This window comes from Streptomyces sp. LBL, assembly GCF_029893585.1.
Classification (GTDB): domain Bacteria; phylum Actinomycetota; class Actinomycetes; order Streptomycetales; family Streptomycetaceae; genus Streptomyces.
In genome coordinates, this window is the sequence record NZ_JARXYX010000009.1 from 126,723 (window position 1) to 148,771 (window position 22,049).

20 protein-coding genes are annotated in these 22,049 nt (G+C 71.5%); 10 read left to right on the forward strand and 10 right to left on the reverse strand.

The annotated features are described in order from the left end of the window. Window positions 1-27: 27 nt before the first annotated feature. Entirely contained in the window at window positions 28-1,281 is a 1,254-nt protein-coding gene (locus M2271_RS13340; RefSeq protein ID WP_280887383.1) for an Ig-like domain-containing protein, read from the reverse strand. A gap of 244 nt (window positions 1,282-1,525) precedes the next feature. After that, window positions 1,526-1,873: a hypothetical protein gene (locus M2271_RS13345; RefSeq protein ID WP_280887384.1), complete on the reverse strand. Its 348-nt coding sequence runs from the start codon at window positions 1,871-1,873 to the stop codon at window positions 1,526-1,528. A 130-nt stretch (window positions 1,874-2,003) separates the two neighbouring features. Between M2271_RS13345 and M2271_RS13350 the strand changes: the two genes are divergently transcribed. Next, complete coding sequence (locus M2271_RS13350) at window positions 2,004-2,297, forward strand: hypothetical protein (protein WP_280887496.1); 294 nt, start codon at window positions 2,004-2,006, stop codon at window positions 2,295-2,297. A 174-nt stretch (window positions 2,298-2,471) separates the two neighbouring features. Here the strand turns inward: M2271_RS13350 and hutH are convergent, their stop codons facing one another. The 3 genes from hutH to M2271_RS13365 all read right to left on the reverse strand — a co-directional run bounded on the left by hutH (window position 2,472) and on the right by M2271_RS13365 (window position 6,460). Further along, window positions 2,472-4,010 carry a histidine ammonia-lyase gene (gene hutH / locus M2271_RS13355; RefSeq protein WP_280887497.1) on the reverse strand — a complete coding sequence of 513 codons (1,539 nt, stop codon included), beginning with the start codon at window positions 4,008-4,010 and terminating at the stop codon, window positions 2,472-2,474. Between the two features lie 242 nt (window positions 4,011-4,252). Further along, a complete protein-coding gene (locus tag M2271_RS13360) occupies window positions 4,253-5,398 on the reverse strand; it encodes a GGDEF domain-containing protein (RefSeq protein WP_280887385.1) in 1,146 nt (381 codons plus the stop codon). Window positions 5,399-5,659: 261 nt separating this feature from the next. Next, window positions 5,660-6,460: an enoyl-CoA hydratase-related protein gene (locus M2271_RS13365; protein ID WP_280887386.1), complete on the reverse strand. Its 801-nt coding sequence runs from the start codon at window positions 6,458-6,460 to the stop codon at window positions 5,660-5,662. A gap of 222 nt (window positions 6,461-6,682) precedes the next feature. Here M2271_RS13365 and M2271_RS13370 point away from each other — a divergent pair, with 222 nt between their 5' ends. Then, window positions 6,683-7,411, forward strand: a complete 729-nt coding sequence (locus tag M2271_RS13370; protein WP_280887387.1) for a hypothetical protein — start codon at window positions 6,683-6,685, stop codon at window positions 7,409-7,411. Between the two features lie 164 nt (window positions 7,412-7,575). Here the strand turns inward: M2271_RS13370 and M2271_RS13375 are convergent, their stop codons facing one another. Then, complete coding sequence (locus M2271_RS13375) at window positions 7,576-8,691, reverse strand: adenylate/guanylate cyclase domain-containing protein (RefSeq protein WP_280887388.1); 1,116 nt, start codon at window positions 8,689-8,691, stop codon at window positions 7,576-7,578. 348 nt (window positions 8,692-9,039) lie between these two features. Further along, window positions 9,040-9,912, reverse strand: a complete 873-nt coding sequence (locus M2271_RS13380; protein WP_280887389.1) for a biotin--[acetyl-CoA-carboxylase] ligase — start codon at window positions 9,910-9,912, stop codon at window positions 9,040-9,042. Window positions 9,913-10,022: 110 nt separating this feature from the next. Here M2271_RS13380 and M2271_RS13385 point away from each other — a divergent pair, with 110 nt between their 5' ends. The 4 genes from M2271_RS13385 to M2271_RS13400 all read left to right on the forward strand — a co-directional run bounded on the left by M2271_RS13385 (window position 10,023) and on the right by M2271_RS13400 (window position 13,133). Further along, entirely contained in the window at window positions 10,023-11,633 is a 1,611-nt protein-coding gene (locus M2271_RS13385; RefSeq protein WP_280887390.1) for an acyl-CoA carboxylase subunit beta, read from the forward strand. A gap of 16 nt (window positions 11,634-11,649) precedes the next feature. Beyond that, window positions 11,650-11,859, forward strand: coding sequence for an acyl-CoA carboxylase epsilon subunit (locus tag M2271_RS13390; protein ID WP_280887391.1), 210 nt, complete (start codon window positions 11,650-11,652; stop codon window positions 11,857-11,859). 494 nt (window positions 11,860-12,353) lie between these two features. Continuing rightward, the gene (locus tag M2271_RS13395) at window positions 12,354-12,482 is read left to right on the forward strand and encodes a hypothetical protein (protein ID WP_107056570.1); all 129 of its coding nucleotides are present in this window, start codon (window positions 12,354-12,356) and stop codon (window positions 12,480-12,482) included. A gap of 30 nt (window positions 12,483-12,512) precedes the next feature. Continuing rightward, a complete protein-coding gene (locus M2271_RS13400; RefSeq protein ID WP_280887392.1) occupies window positions 12,513-13,133 on the forward strand; it encodes a nucleoside triphosphate pyrophosphatase in 621 nt (206 codons plus the stop codon). On the opposite strand, the gene M2271_RS13405 is transcribed toward M2271_RS13400, so the two are convergent. Continuing rightward, window positions 13,134-13,685, reverse strand: a complete 552-nt coding sequence (locus M2271_RS13405; RefSeq protein WP_280887393.1) for a hypothetical protein — start codon at window positions 13,683-13,685, stop codon at window positions 13,134-13,136. Window positions 13,686-14,025: 340 nt separating this feature from the next. Here M2271_RS13405 and M2271_RS13410 point away from each other — a divergent pair, with 340 nt between their 5' ends. Then, window positions 14,026-15,798 (forward strand): biotin carboxylase N-terminal domain-containing protein, encoded by a 1,773-nt coding sequence (locus M2271_RS13410; RefSeq protein ID WP_280887394.1) that lies wholly within the window; start codon window positions 14,026-14,028, stop codon window positions 15,796-15,798. Between the two features lie 383 nt (window positions 15,799-16,181). Here M2271_RS13410 and M2271_RS13415 read toward each other — a convergent pair whose 3' ends face one another. Next, window positions 16,182-17,144 carry a DeoR/GlpR family DNA-binding transcription regulator gene (locus tag M2271_RS13415; protein ID WP_280887395.1) on the reverse strand — a complete coding sequence of 321 codons (963 nt, stop codon included), beginning with the start codon at window positions 17,142-17,144 and terminating at the stop codon, window positions 16,182-16,184. A gap of 177 nt (window positions 17,145-17,321) precedes the next feature. After that, the gene (locus M2271_RS13420; RefSeq protein ID WP_280887396.1) at window positions 17,322-18,770 is read right to left on the reverse strand and encodes an NAD(P)H-quinone dehydrogenase; all 1,449 of its coding nucleotides are present in this window, start codon (window positions 18,768-18,770) and stop codon (window positions 17,322-17,324) included. A gap of 107 nt (window positions 18,771-18,877) precedes the next feature. Here M2271_RS13420 and M2271_RS13425 point away from each other — a divergent pair, with 107 nt between their 5' ends. The 3 genes from M2271_RS13425 to M2271_RS13435 all read left to right on the forward strand — a co-directional run bounded on the left by M2271_RS13425 (window position 18,878) and on the right by M2271_RS13435 (window position 22,040). Further along, on the forward strand, window positions 18,878-19,315 hold the full coding sequence (locus tag M2271_RS13425; RefSeq protein WP_280887397.1) for a gamma-glutamylcyclotransferase: 438 nt from the start codon (window positions 18,878-18,880) through the stop codon (window positions 19,313-19,315). Window positions 19,316-19,409: 94 nt separating this feature from the next. Next, window positions 19,410-20,246 (forward strand): purine-nucleoside phosphorylase, encoded by an 837-nt coding sequence (locus M2271_RS13430; protein WP_280887398.1) that lies wholly within the window; start codon window positions 19,410-19,412, stop codon window positions 20,244-20,246. 162 nt (window positions 20,247-20,408) lie between these two features. After that, complete coding sequence (locus tag M2271_RS13435) at window positions 20,409-22,040, forward strand: phospho-sugar mutase (protein ID WP_280887498.1); 1,632 nt, start codon at window positions 20,409-20,411, stop codon at window positions 22,038-22,040. Window positions 22,041-22,049: the final 9 nt, after the last annotated feature.

The window sequence follows — 22,049 nt, forward strand, 5'->3', positions numbered from 1 at the left end:
TCGGAAAAGCTGTGGACCGCGAAAGGGTCAGACCGCGGAACCGGCCTTCCAGTCGGCCCAGCTGAGGTTCCAGCCGTTGAGGCCGTTGTCCGGCGCGACCGTCTTGTCGCCGGTGTTCTGGACGATCACGACGTCACCGACCATCGAGCTGTTGTAGAACCACGCACCCGGGGTGTTCGGGTCGTTGGCGCCCTTGGTGTCCGACAGACCCACACAGCCGTGGCTGGTGTTCACGCTGCCGAAGATGGACTTGGCGCCCCAGTAGTTGCCGTGCACGAAGGTGCCGGAGCTGGTCAGGCGGATGGCGTGCGGCACGTCCTTGATGTCGTACTCGCCCTTGCCGTCGTCGTCGGTGAAGCCCACGGTCGCGCCGTTCATGCGCGTCTCCTTGAACTTCTCCTGCATCACCATGATGCCTTCGTAGGTCTTGTTCTCGGGCGAACCGGCGGAGATCGGGATCTTCCTGACGGTCTTTCCGTCCTGCGTGACCTTCATCTGCTTGGTCTTCGCGTCGACGTACGTGACCTGGTTGCGGCCGATCTTGAAGGTGACCGTCTTCTGCTGGACGCCGAAGACACCGGAGGCGCCCTCGACACCGTCGAGCGCGAGCTTCAGCGTGACGGTGGAGTTCCCCTTCCAGTACTCGTCGGGCCGGCAGTCCATGCGGTTGGCGTTGAACCAGTGGCAGACGACTTCCTGGCCGCTGGTGGTGGAGACGGTGATGCCCTTCTGGACGGCCGCCTTGTTGGTGATCGCCTTGTCGAAGTTGATCGACACGGGCATGCCCACACCGACGGTGGTGCCGTCGTCCGGCGTGAAGGAGCCTATGAAGCTGTTGGCCGGGGAGACCGTGGTGAACGAGGCGTTCTCGTGGGCGACACGGCCCTTCGAGTCCTTCGCCTCCGCCGTCAGCTTGTAGGTGGTGGACCGCTCCAGCTGGCCACTGGGTTTCCAGCTGGTCTTGTCCGCGGATATCTGGCCGCTGACCTCGGTGCCGTCGGTGGTCTTCATCGACACGTCGGTGAGCGAGCCCTTGCTCACGGTGACGGCGGCGGAGTTGTTGATGGACGCGTTGTCCGAGCCGTCCTTGGGCGTGAGGGTGATCTGGGCTTCGGAGGCCTTCTTGGCCGCCGCCTCGTCGACCTTGGACTGGGAGGTGCCGTTCCCGCCGTCGCTCGCGGAGGCGTCGTCGCCGCCGCTGGAACACGCCGAGAGCACCAGCACTCCGCCGAGCAGTGCGGACGCGACCGTGAGGCCCCTGTTCCGCTTGCTGACCGTCATCACACGCTTCTCCATCGTTGCCGATTCCCCAGAACCCCGAGAGTCCCCGTAAAAAACCCCGAGAGTCCCCGTCAATGAAACTTCAACGCTACGACCGGTTCGTCCCGTTCCACATTCCTCGTATGTGTGGGGCACACCACGTCTGCCGCGGCAGGTGGTGCGGGTGTCGGTCCGTGCGCCCCTTGAGACGACGAAACCCCGGGCGGCGGTTGCCACCCGGGGCCACGTTTTCCCCCAAGCGCGTTCAGCCTGCCGCCTTTTCCTCTTCATCATCCTCGTCGACATCATCCTCGTCGAGGTCCCAGTCCGGCGAATCGGGGTCGTACTCGGTCTGCTCGCCGGACCAGGAGGCCTGGGCGAGTTCCACTCCCGGCACCTCCCTGACCAGGTCGAACGGATCCACGAGATAGGCAAGGGCCTCCGCGGTGTCTTCCGTCACAGCGCTCTCGGCGTGCGCCCGCTCCTCGGCCGGCATGTCGGTGTCGTCCGAGATCCGCGCCAGCGCGGCCTCGGTGACGGCGCCCGTGTCGTCCACCTCAAGGACGAGTTCCACGCGAAGCCGTACAAAACGTGATGTCTCTGGAGTGCTCATGCTCGGAGAGTACGACCCGATCCCCCCGTGACTTTCCCGTGACCCGCGCCTTTCACTAACATCGCCCCACACGGCCAATTCGCCAGCGCCACAAGGGGATCGATATTCCGTGTCATACGCTCGCCGATCATTGCTGACCGCCACCGCCGCGGGGACCCTGCTGGGTGCCCTCTGGTTCGTCCCGTCCGCGAACGCGACAGACGACCGCCCGGCGAGAACGGAGCCCTCGGCGACCCCGACCTCCCAGGTCACAACGCAAGCCAGGGCCACGACCCAGACCTCGTCCACGACCGGGGACGCCACCCAACTCGCCGACACCGGCAGCCTCGACACCACTCCGTATGTCGTCGGCGGCACGATGTCCCTCGCCCTGGGTGCCGGATTCGTGGTGTATTCGGTACGTCGGGAACGCCTTGAGTTTTGATTGGCTTGACGTTTTCTTGACGAGGCCTTCACGGCCCGCTCATGAAGAGATCATCGAGGGCGCGCAGGCGCCACGGCTACCGTGGGCGTGCCGGCGCTCGCCCTCATCACCGGATGCGGCGGGGCACAGGAGTCTGCCGGCTACCGCAGCGGCCCGGTGACCGGAGCGGCCCGGCTACCGCAGCGGTCCGGTGACGGTTTCCGCCGCCGCGACCAGCCGCCCCTCGCGCACGAACGTGTCCGCCGCGGCCAGGTCGGGCGCCAGGAACCGGTCCGGGCCGGGGCCCCGCACCCCAGCCTTGCGTACGGCCTCGATGACCGCCTGGGACGCCGGCGCCGGGTTCAGCCCCTCGCGCAGCTCGACGGCGCGGGTGGCGGCGTACAGCTCGACGGCGATGACCCGGGTGAGGTTGTCGACGGCGGTGCGCAGCTTGCGGGCGGCCGACCAGCCCATGGAGACGTGGTCCTCCTGCATCGCGGAGGACGGGATCGAGTCCGCCGAGGCCGGTACGGCGAGCCGCTTCATCTCGCTGACCAACGCGGCCTGCGTGTACTGGGCGATCATCAGCCCCGAGTCGACGCCCGGGTCGTCCGCGAGGAACGGCGGGAGGCCGTGGCTGCGGTTCTTGTCGAGCAGCCGGTCGGTGCGGCGCTCGGCGATGGAGGCGAGGTCGGCGGCCGCGATCGCGAGGAAGTCGAGGACGTAGGCCACAGGGGCGCCGTGGAAGTTGCCGTTGGACTCGACGCGCCCGTCGGGTAGCACCACGGGGTTGTCCACCGCCGAGGCCAGTTCGCGGTCGGCGACCATGCGGGCGTGGGTCACGGTGTCCCGGCCGGCGCCGGCGACCTGCGGGGCGCAGCGCACGGAGTAGGCGTCCTGGACGCGGGGCGCGTCGTCCTGGTGGTGTCCGGTGAGCTCCGAACCCGCCAGTACGGCCAGCATGTTGGCGGCGGAGGCGCCCTGCCCGGGGTGCGGGCGGATGGCGTGCAGTTCGGGGGCGAGGACCTTGTCGGTGCCGAGGAGTGCCTCAAGGCTGAGGGCCGCGGTGATGTCGGCGGACTTGTAGAGCGTGTCCAGGTCGGCGAGGGCCATGACCAGCATGCCGAGCATGCCGTCGGTGCCGTTGAGGAGGGCGAGTCCCTCCTTCTCGCGCAGCTCGACCGGGCCGATGCCGTGCTCGGCCAGGAGCTCGCCGGCGGGCCGTACGACACCGTCCGGGCCTTCCGCGTCGCCCTCGCCCAGGAGCGTCAGGGCGCAGTGGGACAGCGGGGCCAGGTCACCGGAGCAGCCGAGGGAGCCGTACTCGTGGACGACCGGGGTGATGCCGGCGTTGAGGACGTCGGCCATGGTCTGCGCGACCTCGGGGCGGACGCCGGTGCGTCCGGAGCAGAGGGTCTTCAGCCGCAGGAACATCAGGGCGCGGACGACCTCGCGCTCGACCCGCGGCCCCATGCCCGCGGCGTGCGAGCGGACGATGTTGCGCTGCAGCTGGGCCCGCAGTTCCTGGCTGATGTGCCGGGTCGCCAGAGCGCCGAAGCCGGTGCTCACGCCGTACACGGGTTCGGGCTTGGCCGCGAGCGCGTCCACGATCCCGCGGGCGGCGGCGAGGGCCGCGACCGCCTCCTCGGAGAGCTCGACCCGGGCACTGTCACGCGCCACGGCGAGCACGTCGGACGCCGTCACCCCGGACGTCCCCACCACCACAGTGTGCATATCCATATTCAGGAGCGTACGCATTGAATTCGAGAATGTCACCAGTGGGGGCGGGGTTTGCCCCTTACCTATGCGTCACCGCACCGCGCGGCCTCAGTACCGCTCCAGTACCCCCTCAACACCCCTCCACTGCGGCCTCAGTACCGCCGCCGTGCCGCCGCCGTGCCGCCGCCGTGCCCTCCCAGCGCCGCCCTCTCAGTGCGGTAGTGCGGCCCCCTCGGCGCGGCCCCTTCAGCGCCGCCTCACTGCCGTCCTCTGAACCGGCGACGTTCGGCGGTCGGCTCGGCGGAGGGCTCGTCGGCCAGCCGTACGACCGGATCGTCGGGGCCCTGTCGCCCGGCGACGACCGGCCGGGTCGCCCGCTCGGCCTTGGCCCGGTACTGGGCCGCGTCCGCGAGCCGGAACAGCCGGCGGGCGGAGTGCACCGGCCCGATGGGGTCCTCGGTGGACGCGACCCCGCAGGCGACCCCCTCCCCCAGCTCCATTCCGGCGGCCCGGCGGCAGAGTTCGTCGGCCGCCCTGACCACGTCGTCGGCCGGCGGTCCGACGGCGAGCAGACAGAACTCGTCCCCGCCGAGGCGGGCGGCGAGCGCACCGGGCACCATGGCGCCGCACAGCGACAGCACCGACCCGAACCGCTCCAGCAGCCGGTCGCCGACGGCGTGCCCGCGGGTGTCGTTGACCCGCTTGAGCCCGTTGATGTCACAGACGACGAGACTGACGACGACACCTTCAGTACGGTGCCGCTCGACGGCCTTGTCCAGGTGGGCGTCGACGGCGCGGCGGTTGGCGAGACCGGTGAGGGCGTCGGTGAACGCCAGTTTCCGCACCTCCTCCAGCCGCTCGGTCTGGGCGATCCCGGCGGAGATGACGGAGGCCAGGACGGTGGCGAAGTCGGCGTCGGCGCGGTCGAAGACGGGGGCGCCGACCGGGCGGGCGACGTACAGCTCGCCCCAGGCCCGCATGTGCAGCACGATCGGCGCGACCACGCAGCAGCCACGTCCCCGTCTGCGCAGGGCGGCGACGCGCTGGTGGACGTAACCGGGCCGGTGTCCGGCGGCGGGCCCCTCCGCGGTCTCCACCCAGGCGTTGGGCTCGCCGCCCCCGGCCCACCGTTCGTGCAGGAACTCGGTGATCTCGGCGAACTGGTGCACCGGGTAGGCCTCGCCGTCCGGGAACTCCTCCTCGTCCTCGGCTCTCTCGCCCACGTTCACGAGGACCCTGAGCCGCCCCAGCTCCCGCTCCCACACGGACAGCGCGGCGAAACTCCCCCCGAGCGCACGGCACGCCCCACCGGCGGCGGCCCGCCACACATCCCGCGAACTGCGGGACGCGGCCATGCCCTGCGCCAACGCGACGATGCCCGCGAGCCGACTGTCCTCACCCATCGCTCCAGGCTAGGGAGGTTCCGGACGAACCGGTCACTTACTGCGCCGCAGGGGTGACCCGGGCCGCGGGGCACCTGTCCAGCACGCGAAGTGAAACGGCTGCTGCGGGAGCACCTGTCCAGTACCCGGAGCGAAACGGCCGCCGCGGGGGACTCCACCCCGAGACACCGGCACAGACCCGGTACCGGGGCGAGCCCAGGACCGACACCGGGGCCAGGGCCAGCCCAGGACCGGGACCGGGACCGGGACCCGCACCCGCACCTACTCCCCCGGCCACACAGGCGTCCGCTTCTCGTTGAACGCGGCGACTCCCTCCGCCCGGTCGCCCGAGAACGCCACCGACCGCCATGCCGCGTCCTCGACCTCCAACCCGGCCCGCAGATCCATCCCGTGTCCGAGCCGCAGCGCCCGCTTCGCCGCGCGCAACCCCACCGGCGAGTTCCCGGCGATCCGAGCGGCCAGGGCCAAGGCATCCTCCCGGTCCCGGCCCTCCTCCACCAGCACGTCCACGAGGCCCAGCCCCGCCGCCTCCCCGGCCTCCACCCGCCGTGCCGTGAAGATCAGTTCGGCCGCCCGGGCCGCCCCGACCCGCCGCGGCAGCAGCTGGGTACCACCGCCCCCGGGGATCACCCCGACCGACACCTCCGGCAACCCCACCACGGCCGTACGGTCCGCCACGATCAGGTCGCAGGCCAGGGCCAACTCGAAGCCGCCGCCCAGGGCGAAGCCGTGGACCGCCGCGATCGTCGGGACGGGCAGTTCCAGGACGCCGGTGTACGCGCCCCGGGTCACCGGCCGTTGCCGTACCAGGTCGGCGTCGGAGAAGGAGTTGCGCTCCTTGAGGTCGGCGCCGACACAGAAGGCCCGCTCATGGGTCGAGGTCAACACGACCACGCGGACGTCCCTGTTCCCGCCCAGCTCCGTACAGGCTGCCGCGACGGACCGGGCCATCTGGGTCGACACCGCGTTCATGGCCTTGGGCCGGTCCAGAGCCAGCTCCGCGACATGCCCCCGCTCGTGCCGTCGTAACAGCACGAACTCCCCGAACCGCTCTTCGCTCATGACACCCTCCCGACCGATGGTTAACGACGGTTAACGCGTCGTGCTCCGATCATCGCAGGCCGGGCCGGGAACGGGAAAGGGCAGGGGCCGGTTCCCTCCGCCGCGCCCGACACCCCGTTCGAGTGAACATCCCGCACAACCCCCACCGCACCGCCCGCGGCAGCGCATACCGTGCGTCCGCCACGGCGCGTCGGGGGCGCGAGGGCATGCGGAGGGAGCGCGATGACGACGACGGACACGCAGGCCGAGCCGGCCGCCGCGCCAGGAGCCGCGACCGCGTCACCCGAGTCGTACGGCGGCGGCACCGATGACACCGGTCCCGGCCTCCGTCTCCGCGGCCGTCGCGGACGTCACCGCAGGCCGCGCCCCCGCAAGGCGCTGCTCGCCGCGGGAGGCCTGGCCCTGGCCGCCGGTGTGCTGAGCCTCGTACGGCTGTCGCCCGATGCGGGGGTCGCCGGTCTCGGCACCGCGGAGGCGGGTCCCCGCGCGGGCGGCCCGGGCCCCGTCACCGGCACGGAGCGGGCGACCGACGCCGCCGGGACGGTGGGGCCGGTCGGCGCCGCCCGTACCGCCGGGGCCGTACCCGAGGTGAGCCCGTCGGCGACCGCGGCGCTGGGCGGGGCCGCCGCGAGCCCGCTCCCGGATGTGCTCCTCGCCCCGGCGGCGTCCACGACCGCGTCACCGACGGGGCCGACGCCCGACATCACGACCGTCCCTCACGTCCCGAACCCGCCGGGCGCCCAGGCGCCCACCTCCACGCCCCGGCCCTCGACGCCCACCGGAACCACCGCCCCGCGCCCGTCCCCGACCCCGACTTCCGCACCGAACCGGACCTCGGCCGCACCGACGCGGACGCCGGCGCCCCAGCCGCCCGGCCGGACCCGCCATCCGGACCTGTGCGTGCCGGTCATCGGCCTGTGCGTGGACCGGCTGGGTCAGCCGGGGCACTGAGCAGGGCGCACGGCCTCCGCCGCCACGACTCCCGGCCCCTGAAAAGGGCGCACGGCCTCCGCCACGACTCCCGGCCCCTGCAGAAGGCCACCGCCTCCGCCCTTACGACCCCGCTCCCGGTGGGTCGAGGACCCCCGGGTCCGCCGGGACCCCCGGGTCCGCCGCTACGACTCCCGGTTCCGGCGGGTCAGCAGCCACGGTTCGACCACGCCGAGCCCGCGGACCGGCCGCTGCCACATCGGCTGCAGCCCGAAGTGGTACGTCGGCGGCTCCTCGTCCTCCTTCTCGGCGGCGGCCTCGGCCTCAGCCGCCGCCGCCTCGGAGGCTGGCGCCTCTCCGGTGCGGATCAGCTCCTCCGCGAGGGCGCTGTCGACGAGGACGGCGTCACGGGGAGCTATCGACGTCAGCCGGGAGGCAAGGTTGACCGTCGTACCGAAGACATCGCCCATACGGGTGGTCACCGTGCCGAAAGCGATGCCGACGCGCAGCTCGGGCATGGTCTCGTCGTTGGCCATCGTCTCGACCAGGCGCAGCGCGATCTCGGCGGCCACACCCGCGTCGTCGGCGGCGTACAGCACCTCGTCGCCGAGTGTCTTGACGAGCCGTCCGCCGTGCGCGGCGACCAGGTCGGCGGCGGTGGTCTCGAAGGCCTCGACAAGTTCGCCGAGTTCCTCCTCCTCCATCCGACGGGTCAGCCGCGTGAACCCGACGAGGTCGGCGAAGCCGACGGCCAGGCGCCGGTCGACCATCTCCTCGTCGTCGGCGGCCTGGACGACCCGGCCGGCCGAGGCGGCGAGCTGGCGGCGCCAGACGTAGACGAGGAACTCCTCCAGCTCCGGCAGGAGCAGCTCGACGATGGGGTATGTCACCTCGGTGCGCGTCATCCCCGGCTCGGGCGGCTCGGTCAGCCCTTCCAGGAAGGAGTCCATCTGCCACTCGGCCAGCCGGGCCGTGGTCTGGCCGGTGGACCGGGCCACCTGCACGGCCATCGCCTCGCTCAGCAGTCCGGCCTCGACGAGACCGGCGAGCCGGCGCAGGGCGAGAACGTCCGCCTCGGTGAGCGCCCTGGCCTGGCCGATGTCGGCGAAACCCATGGCCCGCCAGAAACGGGAGGCCAGCTCCATGGAGACGCCCGCGCTGCGGGCCGCCTGGAAGGGGGTGTAGCGCCGCTCGGCGCCGAGGATCAGCTGTTCGAGGCGGAGGGCGAGCGGGTTGTCGCCGGGGTCGGTGGCGTGGGGGTCCGCCCCGTCCGCACCGGAGCCCGTGTCGTCGACGGTCACGCCTGCTGCCCTTCCGATCTGCCGCGGTCAGGTTCGACCGGCCTTCACTTTACGGCAGGTGTGCGCCAGCTCACTCCGTTCGATGTGGCCGACGGTACCTTGCTGGTGCTGGCGCCGTTACCGGTGAGGGACCGGTGGTGGTGTGGACCGGGCCTCGCCGGGGGCTGCCGCCCCGGGACCCCTGCCTCGGCCCTGTCCTGCCCTGTCCTGCCTTGCCGTGCCTTGCCGTGCCTTGTCCTCGAACTGCTCCGATCTCGGCTCCGATCGAGCGGGACGGCCGGGAGGACCGGGAGGACCGGGGGACCGGAACGGCCGGGAGAACTCCCACGACGGGCTGAGCCGACCGGCTCACGCCGGTCTCAGGTGCACGATGTCCCCCGCCCCCACCGGCTCCTGCACGCCCTCGTCCGTGGCGATCACCAGCCTGCCGTCCCCGTCGACGGCGACCGCCTCCCCCACGATCGACCGGTCCCCCGGCAACTCCGCCCGTACCGTCCGTCCCAGCGTCGCGCAGCCGGCCGCGTATGTCTCCTGGAGACCGCTGACCGTCGGGTCGCCGCCGGCCGCCCGCCAGCGCCCGTACCACTCCTCCAGGGACCGCAGGACGCCCCGCAGCAGCGTGTCCCGGTCCGTGCTCACGGCTCCGGCCAGGGCCAGCGACCCCGCCCGGGGCACGGGCAGCTCCGCCGCGCGCAGGGTGACGTTGATGCCGACGCCGACGACGACCCCGTCCCCGGCCCGCTCCGCCAGGATCCCGCCGGCCTTGCGTTCCTCGCCGCCCACGGTCACCAGCAGGTCGTTCGGCCACTTCAGGGCCGTATCGACGCCGGCCGCCCGCGACAGTCCCGTCGCCACCGCCACCCCGGTCAGCAGCGGCAGCCAGCCCCAGCGGGCCACCGGCACATCGGTCGGCTTCAACAGGACGGAGAAGAACAGGCCCGAGCGGGCCGGCGCGGTCCACTGGCGTTCCAGACGGCCGCGCCCCGCGGTCTGTTCCTCGGCGACCAGGACGGCACCCTCGTCCGCGTCCCCCGCGGCGGCCAGCGCCACGAGGTCGGAGTTGGTGGACCCGGTGCTCTGTACGACGACGACGTCACGGTAGAGGCCCGCGTGCTCGCCCTCCCGCACCAGCCCCCGGCGCAGCGCGGCACCATTGAGGGGCGGCCGGTCCAGATCGGACCACCTGCTGTCGTTCGCGTCTGAAGCATCTTGCGGCGTCATGCAAGCCACCCTAGGTGTGGCAAACGCCGCACTGCCGAACGAGGGGCACCCCACTACTCTACGGATGAGTATTCGTCCCCCCTTTTGAGCAGGCAGGGAGCCCTATCCCGATGTCCGAGCCGGAAGAGCGTCAAGAGATCCCAGGGATCGACATCCACACCACCGCGGGCAAGCTCGCGGATCTCCAGCGCCGTATCGAGGAAGCGACGCACGCCGGCTCCGCACGCGCCGTCGAGAAGCAGCACGCCAAGGGCAAGTTGACGGCCCGTGAGCGGATCGACCTGCTGCTCGACGAGGGGTCCTTCGTCGAGCTCGACGAGTTCGCCCGGCACCGCTCCACCAACTTCGGCCTGGACACCAACCGCCCGTACGGGGACGGCGTCGTGACCGGTTACGGCACCGTCGACGGCCGTCCGGTCGCGGTGTTCTCCCAGGACTTCACCGTCTTCGGCGGGGCGCTGGGCGAGGTCTACGGTCAGAAGATCGTCAAGGTGATGGACTTCGCGCTGAAGACCGGCTGTCCCGTCATCGGCATCAACGACTCCGGCGGTGCCCGCATCCAGGAGGGCGTCGCCTCCCTCGGCGCGTACGGTGAGATCTTCCGCCGCAACACCCACGCGTCCGGGGTGATCCCGCAGATCAGCCTGGTCGTCGGCCCGTGCGCGGGCGGCGCGGTCTACTCCCCCGCGATCACCGACTTCACGGTCATGGTCGACCAGACCTCGCACATGTTCATCACCGGCCCGGACGTCATCAAGACGGTCACCGGCGAGGACGTCGGGATGGAGGAGCTCGGCGGCGCCCGCACCCACAACTCGACCTCCGGCGTGGCCCACCACATGGCCGGGGACGAGAAGGACGCGGTCGAGTACATCAAGCAGCTGCTGTCGTACCTGCCGTCCAACAACCTCAGCGAGGCCCCGGTCTTCGCCGAGGAGGCGGACCTCACCGTCACCGACGAGGACCGCGAGCTGGACACGGTCGTCCCGGACAGCGCGAACCAGCCGTACGACATGCACACGGTGATCGAGCACATCCTGGACGACGCCGAGTTCTTCGAGACCCAGGCGCTGTACGCGCCGAACATCCTCACCGGGTACGGCCGGGTCGAGGGCCACCCCGTCGGCATCGTCGCCAACCAGCCGATGCAGTTCGCGGGCTGCCTCGACATCAAGGCCGGCGAGAAGGCGGCCCGCTTCGTGCGGACCTGCGACGCCTTCAACATCCCGGTGATCACCTTCGTCGACGTGCCCGGATTCCTGCCCGGCGTCGACCAGGAGCACGACGGCATCATCCGCCGCGGCGCCAAGCTGATCTACGCCTACGCCGAGGCCACGGTCCCGCTGATCACCGTCATCACCCGCAAGGCCTTCGGCGGCGCCTACGACGTCATGGGCTCCAAGCACCTGGGCGCCGACCTCAACCTCGCCTGGCCCACCGCCCAGATCGCGGTGATGGGCGCCCAGGGCGCGGTCAACATCCTGCACCGGCGCACCATCGCCGAGGCGGTGACCGCCGGCGACCTGGAGGCGACCCGGGCCCGGCTCATCCAGGAGTACGAGGACGCCCTCCTCAACCCCTACATCGCGGCCGAGCGAGGCTACGTCGACTCCGTGATCATGCCGTCGGACACCCGCCGGCATGTCGTACGGGGCCTGCGTCAGCTGCGCACGAAGCGCGAGTCGCTGCCGCCCAAGAAGCACGGCAACATCCCCCTCTAGCCCGCCGGGAGCCGTCATGAACATCAAGGTCGTACGGGGCAACCCGACCCCGGAGGAGCTGGCCGCCGCACTGGCGGTGGTCCGAGCGCGCGCCGCGGCGGCAGCCACCGTGCCGTCCGGCGCGCCCGCCCCGCGGGACGCGTGGTCCGACCCGTCCCGCATCGCGGCCCACCGGCTGCCGCAGCCGGGACCCACGGCCTGGACGCGCACGTACTGGCCGGGCTAGTGCCGCGGCAGGCAATGTTCGCCCCGTCGCGACGCCTGGCACGCACTCTCGCCGCACCGGGCGAAAGCCCAAGTACATCCAGTACGAGGGCTTCCGCCCGGCACGCCGATAGCACGCACCAGACGCCGCTCCTTCTCGGGCAAACATTGCCTGCCGCGGCACTAGACGTCACCCGCCAGAGGCGGGCGCGGGGCTGTGGTCGACATACGTCCCCGCCGCGTGGGCGCGACCGGGCCCCACTGGCCCCCACTGGCCCCCACTGGCCCGCGTGGGCCTCCACCGGCCTCCACCGGCCCCCGCCGGCCGCATCGGCCGCGCCGGCCCGCAGCCGAAAACGAACCGACTGCGGGCCGGACAATGGGGCCGGGCAAGGCGAGCCGGACGAGTTGGGCCGGACGAGTGGGACCGGGCAAGCCGAGCCGGACGAGTGGGACCGGACAAGTTGAGTACGCGTACTCAGGCGCCCTCCAGCGGATCGCCGCACGCTGGAAACCATGCTGTGGTCCGACCCCGAGAACGAGCCGCCCAAGGAACTGCGTGACACGCAGGACATGCTGCGGCGGCTGGGCGTTCTCATGGCGCTGGCCATGGTGCTCGCGATGATCGTGATCGGACTGAGCTGAGCCCCGGCCCCGCGCCGATAGTCTGAACGCATGACTGATCAGCCGCGCCGCCGACTCGTCCTCGCCTCCCAGTCCCCCGCCCGGCTCGGACTGTTGCGCCAGGCCGGACTCGACCCCGAGGTGATCGTGAGCGGCGTCGACGAGGACGCGGTCACCGCGCCGACCCCCGCCGAGCTGGCCCTCGCCCTGGCCGAGGCGAAGGCCTCCGTCGTGTCGGCGAAACCCGAGGTCAAGGGCGCCCTGGTGATCGGCTGCGACTCGGTGCTCGACCTGGACGGCCAGGCCCTCGGCAAACCCGCCGACGCCGAGGAGGCGACGGCCCGTTGGAAGTCGATGCGCGGACGCGCCGGGACGCTCCAGACCGGCCACTGTGTCTACGACACGAGCAGCGGCCGGTACGCCTCCGCCACCGCCTCCACCGTCGTCCGCTTCGGCGAACCGACCGACGACGAGATCGCCGCGTACGTCGCCTCGGGCGAACCCCTGTACGTGGCCGGGGCGTTCACCCTGGACGGCCGCTCGGCCCCGTTCGTCGACGGCATCGAGGGCGACCACGGCAACGTGATCGGCATCAGCCTGCCCCTCGTACGCCGCCTGCTGGCCGAACTGGGCGTCGGGATCACCGAGCTGTGGACGCCGCGGGAGAAGTGATCAGGGCGTGCTGGGGGCCGGCGGCGGTATGACCGGCGAGCCGCCGCTGCCCCTGCCGCCATCCGCAGACGTGCCGTCCGGCGACATACCGGATGGCGGCGGCGCGTCGTCGGGCGCGGGCTCGCCCGGGCTGTCGTACGTCATCAGCAGCAGCACGATCAGGGCCAGCACCAGCACCATGAACAGGAACGCGAGTGGGCCCGCCAGCCCCCACGAGAGCGCGCCCAGCAGCCCGTGCACCACGGCCGCGCTGATCAGCAGGACGCGGCCGAAGCCGACGGGCGCGCGGTCACGCAGGCCGACCAGCAGCGCGACCAGGCCGCACAGGGCGAAGCAGAGGCCGAAGACGATCCCGCCGATCTTCGAGGACGAGGACATCATGTCCGGGTCGAGTCCGGCCAGGGACATGTGCTGCCGGTCGACGACGATCCCGAGGAGCCAGTTCAGCGCGGCGACGCCGAGCGCCTCCACGAAGAGCACGACCGCCACGGTCCACGCCACGAGCCTGCGCATCGCCACCGGTTCACCCACCTTCGACTGCGGTCCGAGCATGGCTGCTGTGACCTCACGTACGTTCGAGACATCGGGAACGCTACTAATCGGTAAACCCCGGGACAAGACTCCGGCGGCAGGCAAAGAATCATTGGGCCATTCGTAGGGACTCCACAAAGAATCGACGTGGGCCGCAGCACGCCACTACAGAGACCTTGACCACACAACAGGGCTAGGGTTTCCGGGGGAAGCCCCGCGTTCCGATGTGTGACAAGGGATTTCGCGGGTCGAGCGAGCCTCGCATCACGCTCCGTGTGGGCAAGCTCACCACAGGGGACGGGTCGAAGTGCCGTGTCGGCAGTCCCTAAACTCGGCTTGTTTCAAGGAGGGAGCCTCAATCGTGCGCAAGGTGCTCATCGCCAACCGTGGCGAAATCGCTGTCCGCGTTGCCCGGGCCTGCCGGGACGCCGGGATCGCGAGCGTCGCCGTCTACGCCGACCCGGACCGGGACGCTCTGCATGTCCGCGCCGCGGATGAGGCGTTCGCTCTGGGCGGTGAGACTCCCGCGACCAGCTACCTCGACATCGAGAAGGTGTTGAACGCCGCGCGTGAGTCCGGCGCCGACGCCATCCATCCCGGCTACGGCTTCCTGTCCGAGAACGCCGAGTTCGCGCAGGCGGTCCTGGACGCGGGCCTGATCTGGATCGGCCCGCCCCCGCAGGCCATCCGCGACCTGGGCGACAAGGTCGCCGCCCGCCACATCGCCCAGCGTGCCGGCGCCCCCCTGGTGGCCGGCACGCCCGACCCGGTGAACGGTGCCGACGAGGTCGTCGCCTTCGCCGAGGAGCACGGTCTGCCCATCGCGATCAAGGCCGCCTTCGGCGGTGGCGGTCGCGGTCTGAAGGTGGCCCGGACCCTCGAAGAGGTGCCCGAACTGTACGACTCGGCCGTCCGCGAGGCGGTCGCGGCCTTCGGCCGGGGTGAGTGCTTCGTCGAGCGCTACCTGGACAAACCGCGGCACGTGGAGACCCAGTGCCTGGCCGACCAGCACGGCAACGTGGTCGTCGTGTCGACGCGTGACTGCTCCCTCCAGCGCCGCCACCAGAAGCTGGTGGAGGAGGCGCCCGCGCCGTTCCTCTCCGAGGAGCAGGTGGCCCAGCTGTACTCCTCTTCGAAGGCCATCCTCAAGGAGGCCGGCTACGTCGGCGCCGGCACCGTGGAGTTCCTCGTCGGGATGGACGGCACGATCTCCTTCCTGGAGGTCAACACCCGCCTCCAGGTCGAGCACCCGGTCACCGAGGAGGTCGCCGGCATCGACCTCGTACGCGAGATGTTCCGCATCGCCGACGGCGAGGAGCTCGGCTACGGCGACCCGGAGCTGCGCGGTCACTCCTTCGAGTTCCGCATCAACGGCGAGGACCCGGGCCGTAACTTCCTCCCGGCCCCCGGCACGGTCACCACGTTCGCCCCGCCGTCCGGTCCGGGTGTCCGTCTGGACGCGGGTGTCGAGTCCGGCAGTGTGATCGGTCCGGCCTGGGACTCCCTGCTGGCCAAGCTGATCGTCACCGGCGCCACCCGTGCGCAGGCCCTCCAGCGCGCCGCGCGGGCGCTCGACGAGTTCACCGTCGAGGGCATGGCGACGGCCATCCCGTTCCACCGCGCGGTCGTCAGGGACCCGGCGTTCGCCCCCGAGCTGACCGGCTCCAGCGCCCCGTTCACGGTCCACACCCGCTGGATCGAGACCGAGTTCGTCAACGAGATCAAGCCCTTCACCGCCCCGGCCGACACCGAGGCGGAGGAGGAGGCGGACCGCGAGACGGTCATCGTCGAGGTCGGCGGCAAGCGCCTGGAGGTCTCCCTCCCGGTCTCGCTCGGCATGTCACTGGCCCGCACCGGCCTCGCCGCCGGGGCCAAGCCCAAGCGCCGCGCGGCCAGGAAGTCCGGCCCCGTGGCCTCCGGCGACACCCTCGCCTCCCCGATGCAGGGCACCATCGTCAAGGTCGCCGTCGAGGAGGGCCAGGAGGTCAAGGAGGGCGACCTGGTCGTCGTCCTCGAGGCGATGAAGATGGAACAGCCGCTGAACGCCCACCGCTCCGGCACCATCAAGGGCCTGTCCGCCGAGGTCGGCTCCTCCGTCACGTCCGGCGCCACGATCTGCGAGATCAAGGACTGACCCACGGGACCTTCTCCCGTACGACATCCCGAGGCGCCCGGCGGACCGCAGTGACGGTCCGCCGGGCGCCTCGTTCTCGTCCCGCCCCAGACGGTGCCGTGCAGGTCCCACGAGAGGACGACAAGGACCGGCCCGTCCGCCCCGCCCCACGCTCACCGCAGCGCTCGAACGCCCGAAGCGCGCGAGGCCCGACCCGCCCCTGCGCCCGAGTCCGGCACACGACCCCCGACCGCACGACCCCCGACCGTACGTCCGCGCGTCCGCGCGTCCGCTGGTACCGCGACAGGTGATGTTCACCCCGTCGCGGCGCCCGGCACCATCGTCGGCGAAGGTCGGCCGCTGTCAGCGACCGAGGTCGGCGCTATCGGCAGCCACGGTGGGCGCTATCGGCGGCGCAGGTCGGCCACCCGTGGCCGTTCCCCGCCGGGAGGCTGCTCGCCGTGGGCCGTGGTCGTGCGAAGCCCCGGCCCACCGCCGGGGACCTGACCGCGGCGCGGGCCCGGAAGGGGCACGTCCCGACGCTGTTGCCGACGCGCCGGGACCTGATCACCCCCCGGGTTCTCCGACGCCCCGGCCACGGCGATCTGCACCCCCTGATCGGCGAGGGCCTGGAGCTCGGTGGCCGCACGGTCGTCGTGGGCGGGCGGTTCGTCCGTCACGAGGCGGGTGATGAGCTCGGTCGGCACGGTCTGGAACATGGTGTCGGTGCCGAGCTTGGTGTGGTCGGCGAGGACGACGACCTCGGCTGCGGCCTGCACCAACGCCCGGTCCACGGACGCCGACAGCATGTTGGAGGTGGACATCCCACGCTCGGCGGTCAGCCCGCTCCCGGAGAGGAAGGCCCGCGACACCCTGAGCCCCTGGAGGGACTGTTCGGCACCGGAGCCGACGAGGGCGTAGTTCGAACCGCGGAGCGTCCCGCCGGTCATCACGACTTCCACCCGGTTGGCGTGGGCCAACGCCTGGGCCACCAACAGGGAATTGGTGACGACGGTCAGCCCGGACACCCGTGCGAGCCGACGGGCCAGCTCCTGGGTGGTGGTCCCCGCCCCGACCACGATGGCCTCGCCCTCCTGGACGAAGCTCGCGGCGAGATCGGCGATGGCCGTCTTCTCGGCGGTCGCGAGATGAGATTTCTGCGGAAAGCCGGACTCCCGCGTGAACCCGCCCGGCAATACCGCACCGCCATGCCGGCGGTCGAGGAGTCCTTCTGCCTCCAGTGCGCGCACGTCCCGCCGTACGGTCACTTCGGAGGTCTGGACGACGCGGGCGAGCTCACGGAGCGACACGGCCCCGTTCGCTCGCACCATTTCGAGGATCAATTGGCGACGTTCTGCAGCGAACACGAAACTGACAGTAACCCCAACGACCGTCTGGTTTCAGCAGTTTGCGCAGAATAGCGGAAGTTGTTCGCACAGCAGGGCGGGGGGTGGTATAGGGCCTATTCCTCCCGCCTATGCCGCACGCATGCTCGACAACTCCCCGCGACCAGCGAGGAATCGCTTTCGGCCGTCGAACAGGCCTCAGACCTCGTCGCCGGACTTCCGGGTGTGCAGCTGCCGGGCCACCTCGGCGATCGAGCCCGAAAGGGAGGGGTACACGGTGAAAGCGTTCGCGATCTGCTCGACCGTCAGATTGTTGTCGACCGCGATCGAGATGGGATGGATGAGTTCCGAGGCCTTCGGTGCCACGACGACACCGCCCACCACGATCCCGGTGCCGGGCCGGCAGAAGATCTTGACGAAGCCGTCCCGGATGCCCTGCATCTTCGCGCGCGGGTTGCGCAGCAGCGGCAGCTTCACCACCCGGGCGTCGATCTTCCCGGCGTCGACGTCGGACTGGCTGTAGCCGACGGTGGCGATCTCGGGGTCGGTGAAGACGTTCGACGAGACGGTCTTCAGGTTCAGCGGGGCCACCGCGTCGCCGAGGAAGTGGTACATGGCTATACGCCCCTGCATCGCCGCCACCGAGGCGAGCGCGAAGATCCCGGTCACGTCACCCGCGGCGTACACACCCGGAGCCGAGGTCCGCGACACCTTGTCGGTCCAGATGTGGCCCGACTCCCGCAGCCTGACCCCGGCCTCCCCCAGCCCCATCCCGGCACTGTTCGGAATGGCGCCGACGGCCATCAGACAGTGCGAGCCACTGATGACCCGCCCGTCGGCCAGCGTGACCTCGACCCGGTCGCCGACCCGCTTGGCGGACTCGGCCCGGGAGCGCGCCATGACGTTCATGCCGCGCCGCCGGAAGACGTCCTCCAGCACGACCGCGGCGTCCGGGTCCTCGCCCGGCAGCACCCGGTCCCGCGAGGACACCAGCGTGACCTTCGCCCCGAGCGCCTGGTAGGCACCGGCGAACTCGGCACCGGTGACACCGGACCCGACCACGATGAGCTCCTCCGGAAGCTCGGTCAGGTCGTACACCTGCGTCCAGTTCAGAATCCGCTCCCCGTCGGGCTGGGCATCGGGCAGCTCACGGGGATGAGCACCGGTGGCGATGAGCACCGCGTCCGCGGCGAGCGTCTCCTCGCTCCCGTCGGCGGCCCGCACCACGACCTTCCGCGACCCGTCGGACCCCTGCATGCCCTCCAGCCGCCCACGCCCCCGCAGCACCCGGGCGCCGGCGCGCGTCACCGAGGCCGTGATGTCGTGCGACTGGGCCAGCGCCAGCCGCTTCACGCGGCGGTTGACCTTCCCCAGATCGACCCCCACCACCCGGGCGGCCCGTTCCAGAGGTGGGGTGTCGTCGGCGACGATGATCCCCAGTTCCTCGTACGACGAGTCGAAGGTGGTCATCACCTCGGCCGTGGCGATAAGGGTCTTCGACGGCACGCAGTCGGTCAGCACCGACGCCCCGCCCAGACCGTCGCAGTCGACGACGGTCACCTCCGCGCCGAGTTGGGCGGCCACCAGGGCCGCCTCGTATCCGCCGGGTCCGCCACCGATGATCACGATCCGAGTCACGTACTCCATTGTCCCGCACACCCTGCCAAGCCGTGGCCCCGGGGCCCCTCCGGGGCTACCACCGGTAGGTATGGGACGACCGAGGCTCCCGCAGCCCCCTGCCGTACCCTCGACCCATGTCGCTCTACGCCGCGTACGCCGGCAACCTCGACGCGCGGCTGATGACCCGCCGCGCCCCGCACTCGCCGCTGCGCGCGACGGGCTGGCTCAACGGCTGGAGGCTGACCTTCGGCGGCGAGCACATGGGCTGGGAGGGCGCCCTCGCCACCCTCGTCGAGGCCCCCGACGCCCAGGTCTTCGTCGCCCTCTACGAGCTCGCGCCCCTGGACGAGGACTCGATGGACCGCTGGGAGGGCGTGGGCCTCGACATCTACCGCCGTATGCGGGTGCGTGTCCACACCCTCGACGGCCAGGAGCCGGCCTGGACGTACGTCCTCAACGCCTACGAGGGGGGCCTCCCCTCGGCCCGCTATCTGGGCGAGGTCGCCGACGCGGCGGAATCCGCGGGCGCCCCGCACGACTACGTCATGGAACTCCGCAAACGCCCCTGCTGACCGCGCCCTCCCCCGGAAACGACAAGACAACGATCCCCCTCCCGTCACCTCTCTCATCTACGCGCGTAGGCCCAAACCGGCTACCCTCATCCGCGTGAACGCATCTCTTCTTCCGGACGACATCCCGGGCGCCGCCCCGAACGACCCCAGGGCCGCCGCCGACGCCGCCGCCGCGCGCCTGCGCGAACTGACCGGCGCCGAGACCCACGACGTCGCCCTCGTGATGGGCTCCGGCTGGGCACCGGCCGTGGACGCCCTGGGCGCTCCCGACGCCGAGTTCCCGGTCACCGAGCTGCCCGGCTTCCCGCCGCCGGCGGTGGAGGGCCACGGAGGCAAGATCCGCTCGTACACCGTCGGCGCCAAACGCGCCCTGGTCTTCCTGGGCCGCACGCACTACTACGAGGGCCGGGGCGTGGCCGCCGTGGCGCACGGCGTCCGCACGGCCGTCGCGGCCGGGAGCAAGACGATCGTCCTGACCAACGGCTGCGGCGGCCTGCGCGAGGGCATGCGCCCCGGCCAGCCGGTCCTGATCAGCGACCACATCAACCTCACCGCGACCAGCCCCATCATCGGCGCCAACTTCGTCGACCTCACCGACCTCTACTCACCGCGCCTGCGCACCCTGTGCAAGGAGGTCGACCCCACGATGGAGGAAGGCGTCTACGCCCAGTTCCCCGGCCCGCACTACGAGACTCCGGCCGAGATCCGCATGGCCCGCGTCATCGGCGCGGACCTGGTGGGCATGTCCACGGTCCTGGAGGCCATCGCAGCGCGTGAGGCGGGCGCCGAGGTCCTGGGCATCTCCCTGGTGACGAACCTCGCCGCCGGCATGACAGGCGAGCCGCTGAACCACGAGGAGGTCCTGCAAGCCGGCCGCGACAGCGCGACCCGGATGGGTTCCCTGCTGGCCCAGGTACTGAACCGCCTGTAAGCCCCCGCGGGGCACCCTCCCTGCAAGCAGGAAACGCGACCGCGCAGCCGCCCACCCACGCGAAGGGACACCGTGGCCGCAAGCGCCCGCGGCAGGAAGGGGACTGGGCGGGGCGGGGGTGTCCGCCCCGCACGACCGACAACGAGAGGTGGACCGACCGTGCTGCACGACGATCTCATCGCACGAGCCAAGGCATGGCTGGCCGAGGACCCCGACACGGAGACCCGTGACGAACTCGCCGAGCTCATCGACGCCGAGGACGTCGCCGAGCTCAGCGCGCGCTTCAGCGGCACCCTCCAGTTCGGCACCGCGGGCCTGCGAGGCGGACTCGGCGCCGGCCCGATGCGCATGAACCGCGCGGTCGTCATCCGCGCCGCCGCCGGCCTCGCCGCGTACCTCAACGCCAAGGGCCACCAGAACGGCCTCGTCGTCATCGGCTACGACGCCCGCCACAAGTCCGCCGACTTCGCCCAGGACACCGCCGCCGTCATGACCGGCGCGGGCCTGCGTGCGGCCGTACTCCCCCGCCCGCTGCCCACCCCCGTCCTGGCGTACGCCATCAGACACCTCGGCGCGGTCGCCGGCGTGGAGGTCACCGCCAGCCACAACCCGCCCCGCGACAACGGCTACAAGGTGTACTTCGGCGGCGGTTCCCAGATCGTCCCGCCCGCCGACGCCGAGATCGCCGCAGAGATCGACGCGATCCACAGCCTGAACGACGTCCCCCGCCCCGACACCGGCTGGGAGACCCTCGACGACAGCGTCCTCGACGCCTACCTCGCCCGCACGGACGCCGTCCTCGCCCCCGGCTCCCCCCGGACCGCCCGCACGGTGTACACGGCACTGCACGGCGTCGGAAAAAACGTGCTCCTCGCCGCCTTCGCCCGCGCGGGCTTCCCGCCGCCCGCCCTCGTCACCGAGCAGGCCGACCCCGACCCGGACTTCCCCACCGTCGCCTTCCCCAACCCGGAAGAGCCCGGCGCTATGGACCTGGCCTTCGCGAAGGCCCGCGAGACGAACCCCGACCTGATCATCGCCAACGACCCGGACGCGGACCGCTGCGCGGTCGCGGTCGCGGACACCACCGGCTGGCGCATGCTCCGCGGCGACGAGGTGGGCGCCCTCCTCGCCACCCACCTGGTCGCCCGCGGAGCGCACGGCACCTTCGCCGAGTCGATCGTCTCCTCCTCCCTCCTCGGCCGTATCGCCGAGAAGGCAGGCCTCCCGTACGAGGAGACCCTCACCGGCTTCAAGTGGATCGCCCGCGTGGAGGGCCTGCGCTACGGCTACGAGGAGGCCCTCGGCTACTGCGTGGACCCGGACGGCGTACGCGACAAGGACGGCATCACGGCCGCCCTCCTGATCACGGAACTCGCATCGACGCTCAAGGAGGAGGGCCGCACCCTCCTCGACCTCCTGGACGACATCGCGGTCGAACACGGCCTGCACGCCACGGACCAGCTCTCGGTGCGCGTGGAGGACCTGTCCCTCATCGCCGACGCGATGCGGCGCCTGCGCGAGCAGCCCCCGACCCGACTGGCCGGCCTCCCCATCACCCGCGCCGAGGACCTCACCGAGGGCACGGACAGGCTCCCGCCCACCGACGGTCTGCGTTACACCCTCGACGGCGCCCGCGTCATCGTCCGTCCCAGCGGCACGGAGCCGAAGCTGAAGTGCTACCTGGAGGTCGTCGTCCCGGTCGCGACGCACGCCGATCTCCCCGCCGCGCACGCGAAGGCGACGGACCTCCTCGCGAGGATCAAGCGGGACCTGTCCACAGCAGCAGGCATCTGACAGCCACCC

Excerpts from the sequence above, each read along its gene's own strand:
- M2271_RS13340 (WP_280887383.1), bottom strand. The coding sequence starts at position 1,281 with ATGACGGTCAGCAAGCGGAACAGGGGCCTCACGGTCGCGTCCGCACTG.
- M2271_RS13345 (WP_280887384.1), bottom strand. The coding sequence starts at position 1,873 with ATGAGCACTCCAGAGACATCACGTTTTGTACGGCTTCGCGTGGAACTC.
- hutH (WP_280887497.1), bottom strand. The coding sequence starts at position 4,010 with ATGCACACTGTGGTGGTGGGGACGTCCGGGGTGACGGCGTCCGACGTG.
- M2271_RS13360 (WP_280887385.1), bottom strand. The coding sequence starts at position 5,398 with ATGGGTGAGGACAGTCGGCTCGCGGGCATCGTCGCGTTGGCGCAGGGC.
- M2271_RS13365 (WP_280887386.1), bottom strand. The coding sequence starts at position 6,460 with ATGAGCGAAGAGCGGTTCGGGGAGTTCGTGCTGTTACGACGGCACGAG.
- M2271_RS13370 (WP_280887387.1), top strand. The coding sequence starts at position 6,683 with ATGACGACGACGGACACGCAGGCCGAGCCGGCCGCCGCGCCAGGAGCC.
- M2271_RS13380 (WP_280887389.1), bottom strand. The coding sequence starts at position 9,912 with ATGACGCCGCAAGATGCTTCAGACGCGAACGACAGCAGGTGGTCCGAT.
- M2271_RS13385 (WP_280887390.1), top strand. The coding sequence starts at position 10,023 with ATGTCCGAGCCGGAAGAGCGTCAAGAGATCCCAGGGATCGACATCCAC.
- M2271_RS13390 (WP_280887391.1), top strand. The coding sequence starts at position 11,650 with ATGAACATCAAGGTCGTACGGGGCAACCCGACCCCGGAGGAGCTGGCC.
- M2271_RS13395 (WP_107056570.1), top strand. The coding sequence starts at position 12,354 with ATGCTGTGGTCCGACCCCGAGAACGAGCCGCCCAAGGAACTGCGTGAC.
- M2271_RS13400 (WP_280887392.1), top strand. The coding sequence starts at position 12,513 with ATGACTGATCAGCCGCGCCGCCGACTCGTCCTCGCCTCCCAGTCCCCC.
- M2271_RS13405 (WP_280887393.1), bottom strand. The coding sequence starts at position 13,685 with ATGCTCGGACCGCAGTCGAAGGTGGGTGAACCGGTGGCGATGCGCAGG.
- M2271_RS13420 (WP_280887396.1), bottom strand. The coding sequence starts at position 18,770 with ATGGAGTACGTGACTCGGATCGTGATCATCGGTGGCGGACCCGGCGGA.
- M2271_RS13425 (WP_280887397.1), top strand. The coding sequence starts at position 18,878 with ATGTCGCTCTACGCCGCGTACGCCGGCAACCTCGACGCGCGGCTGATG.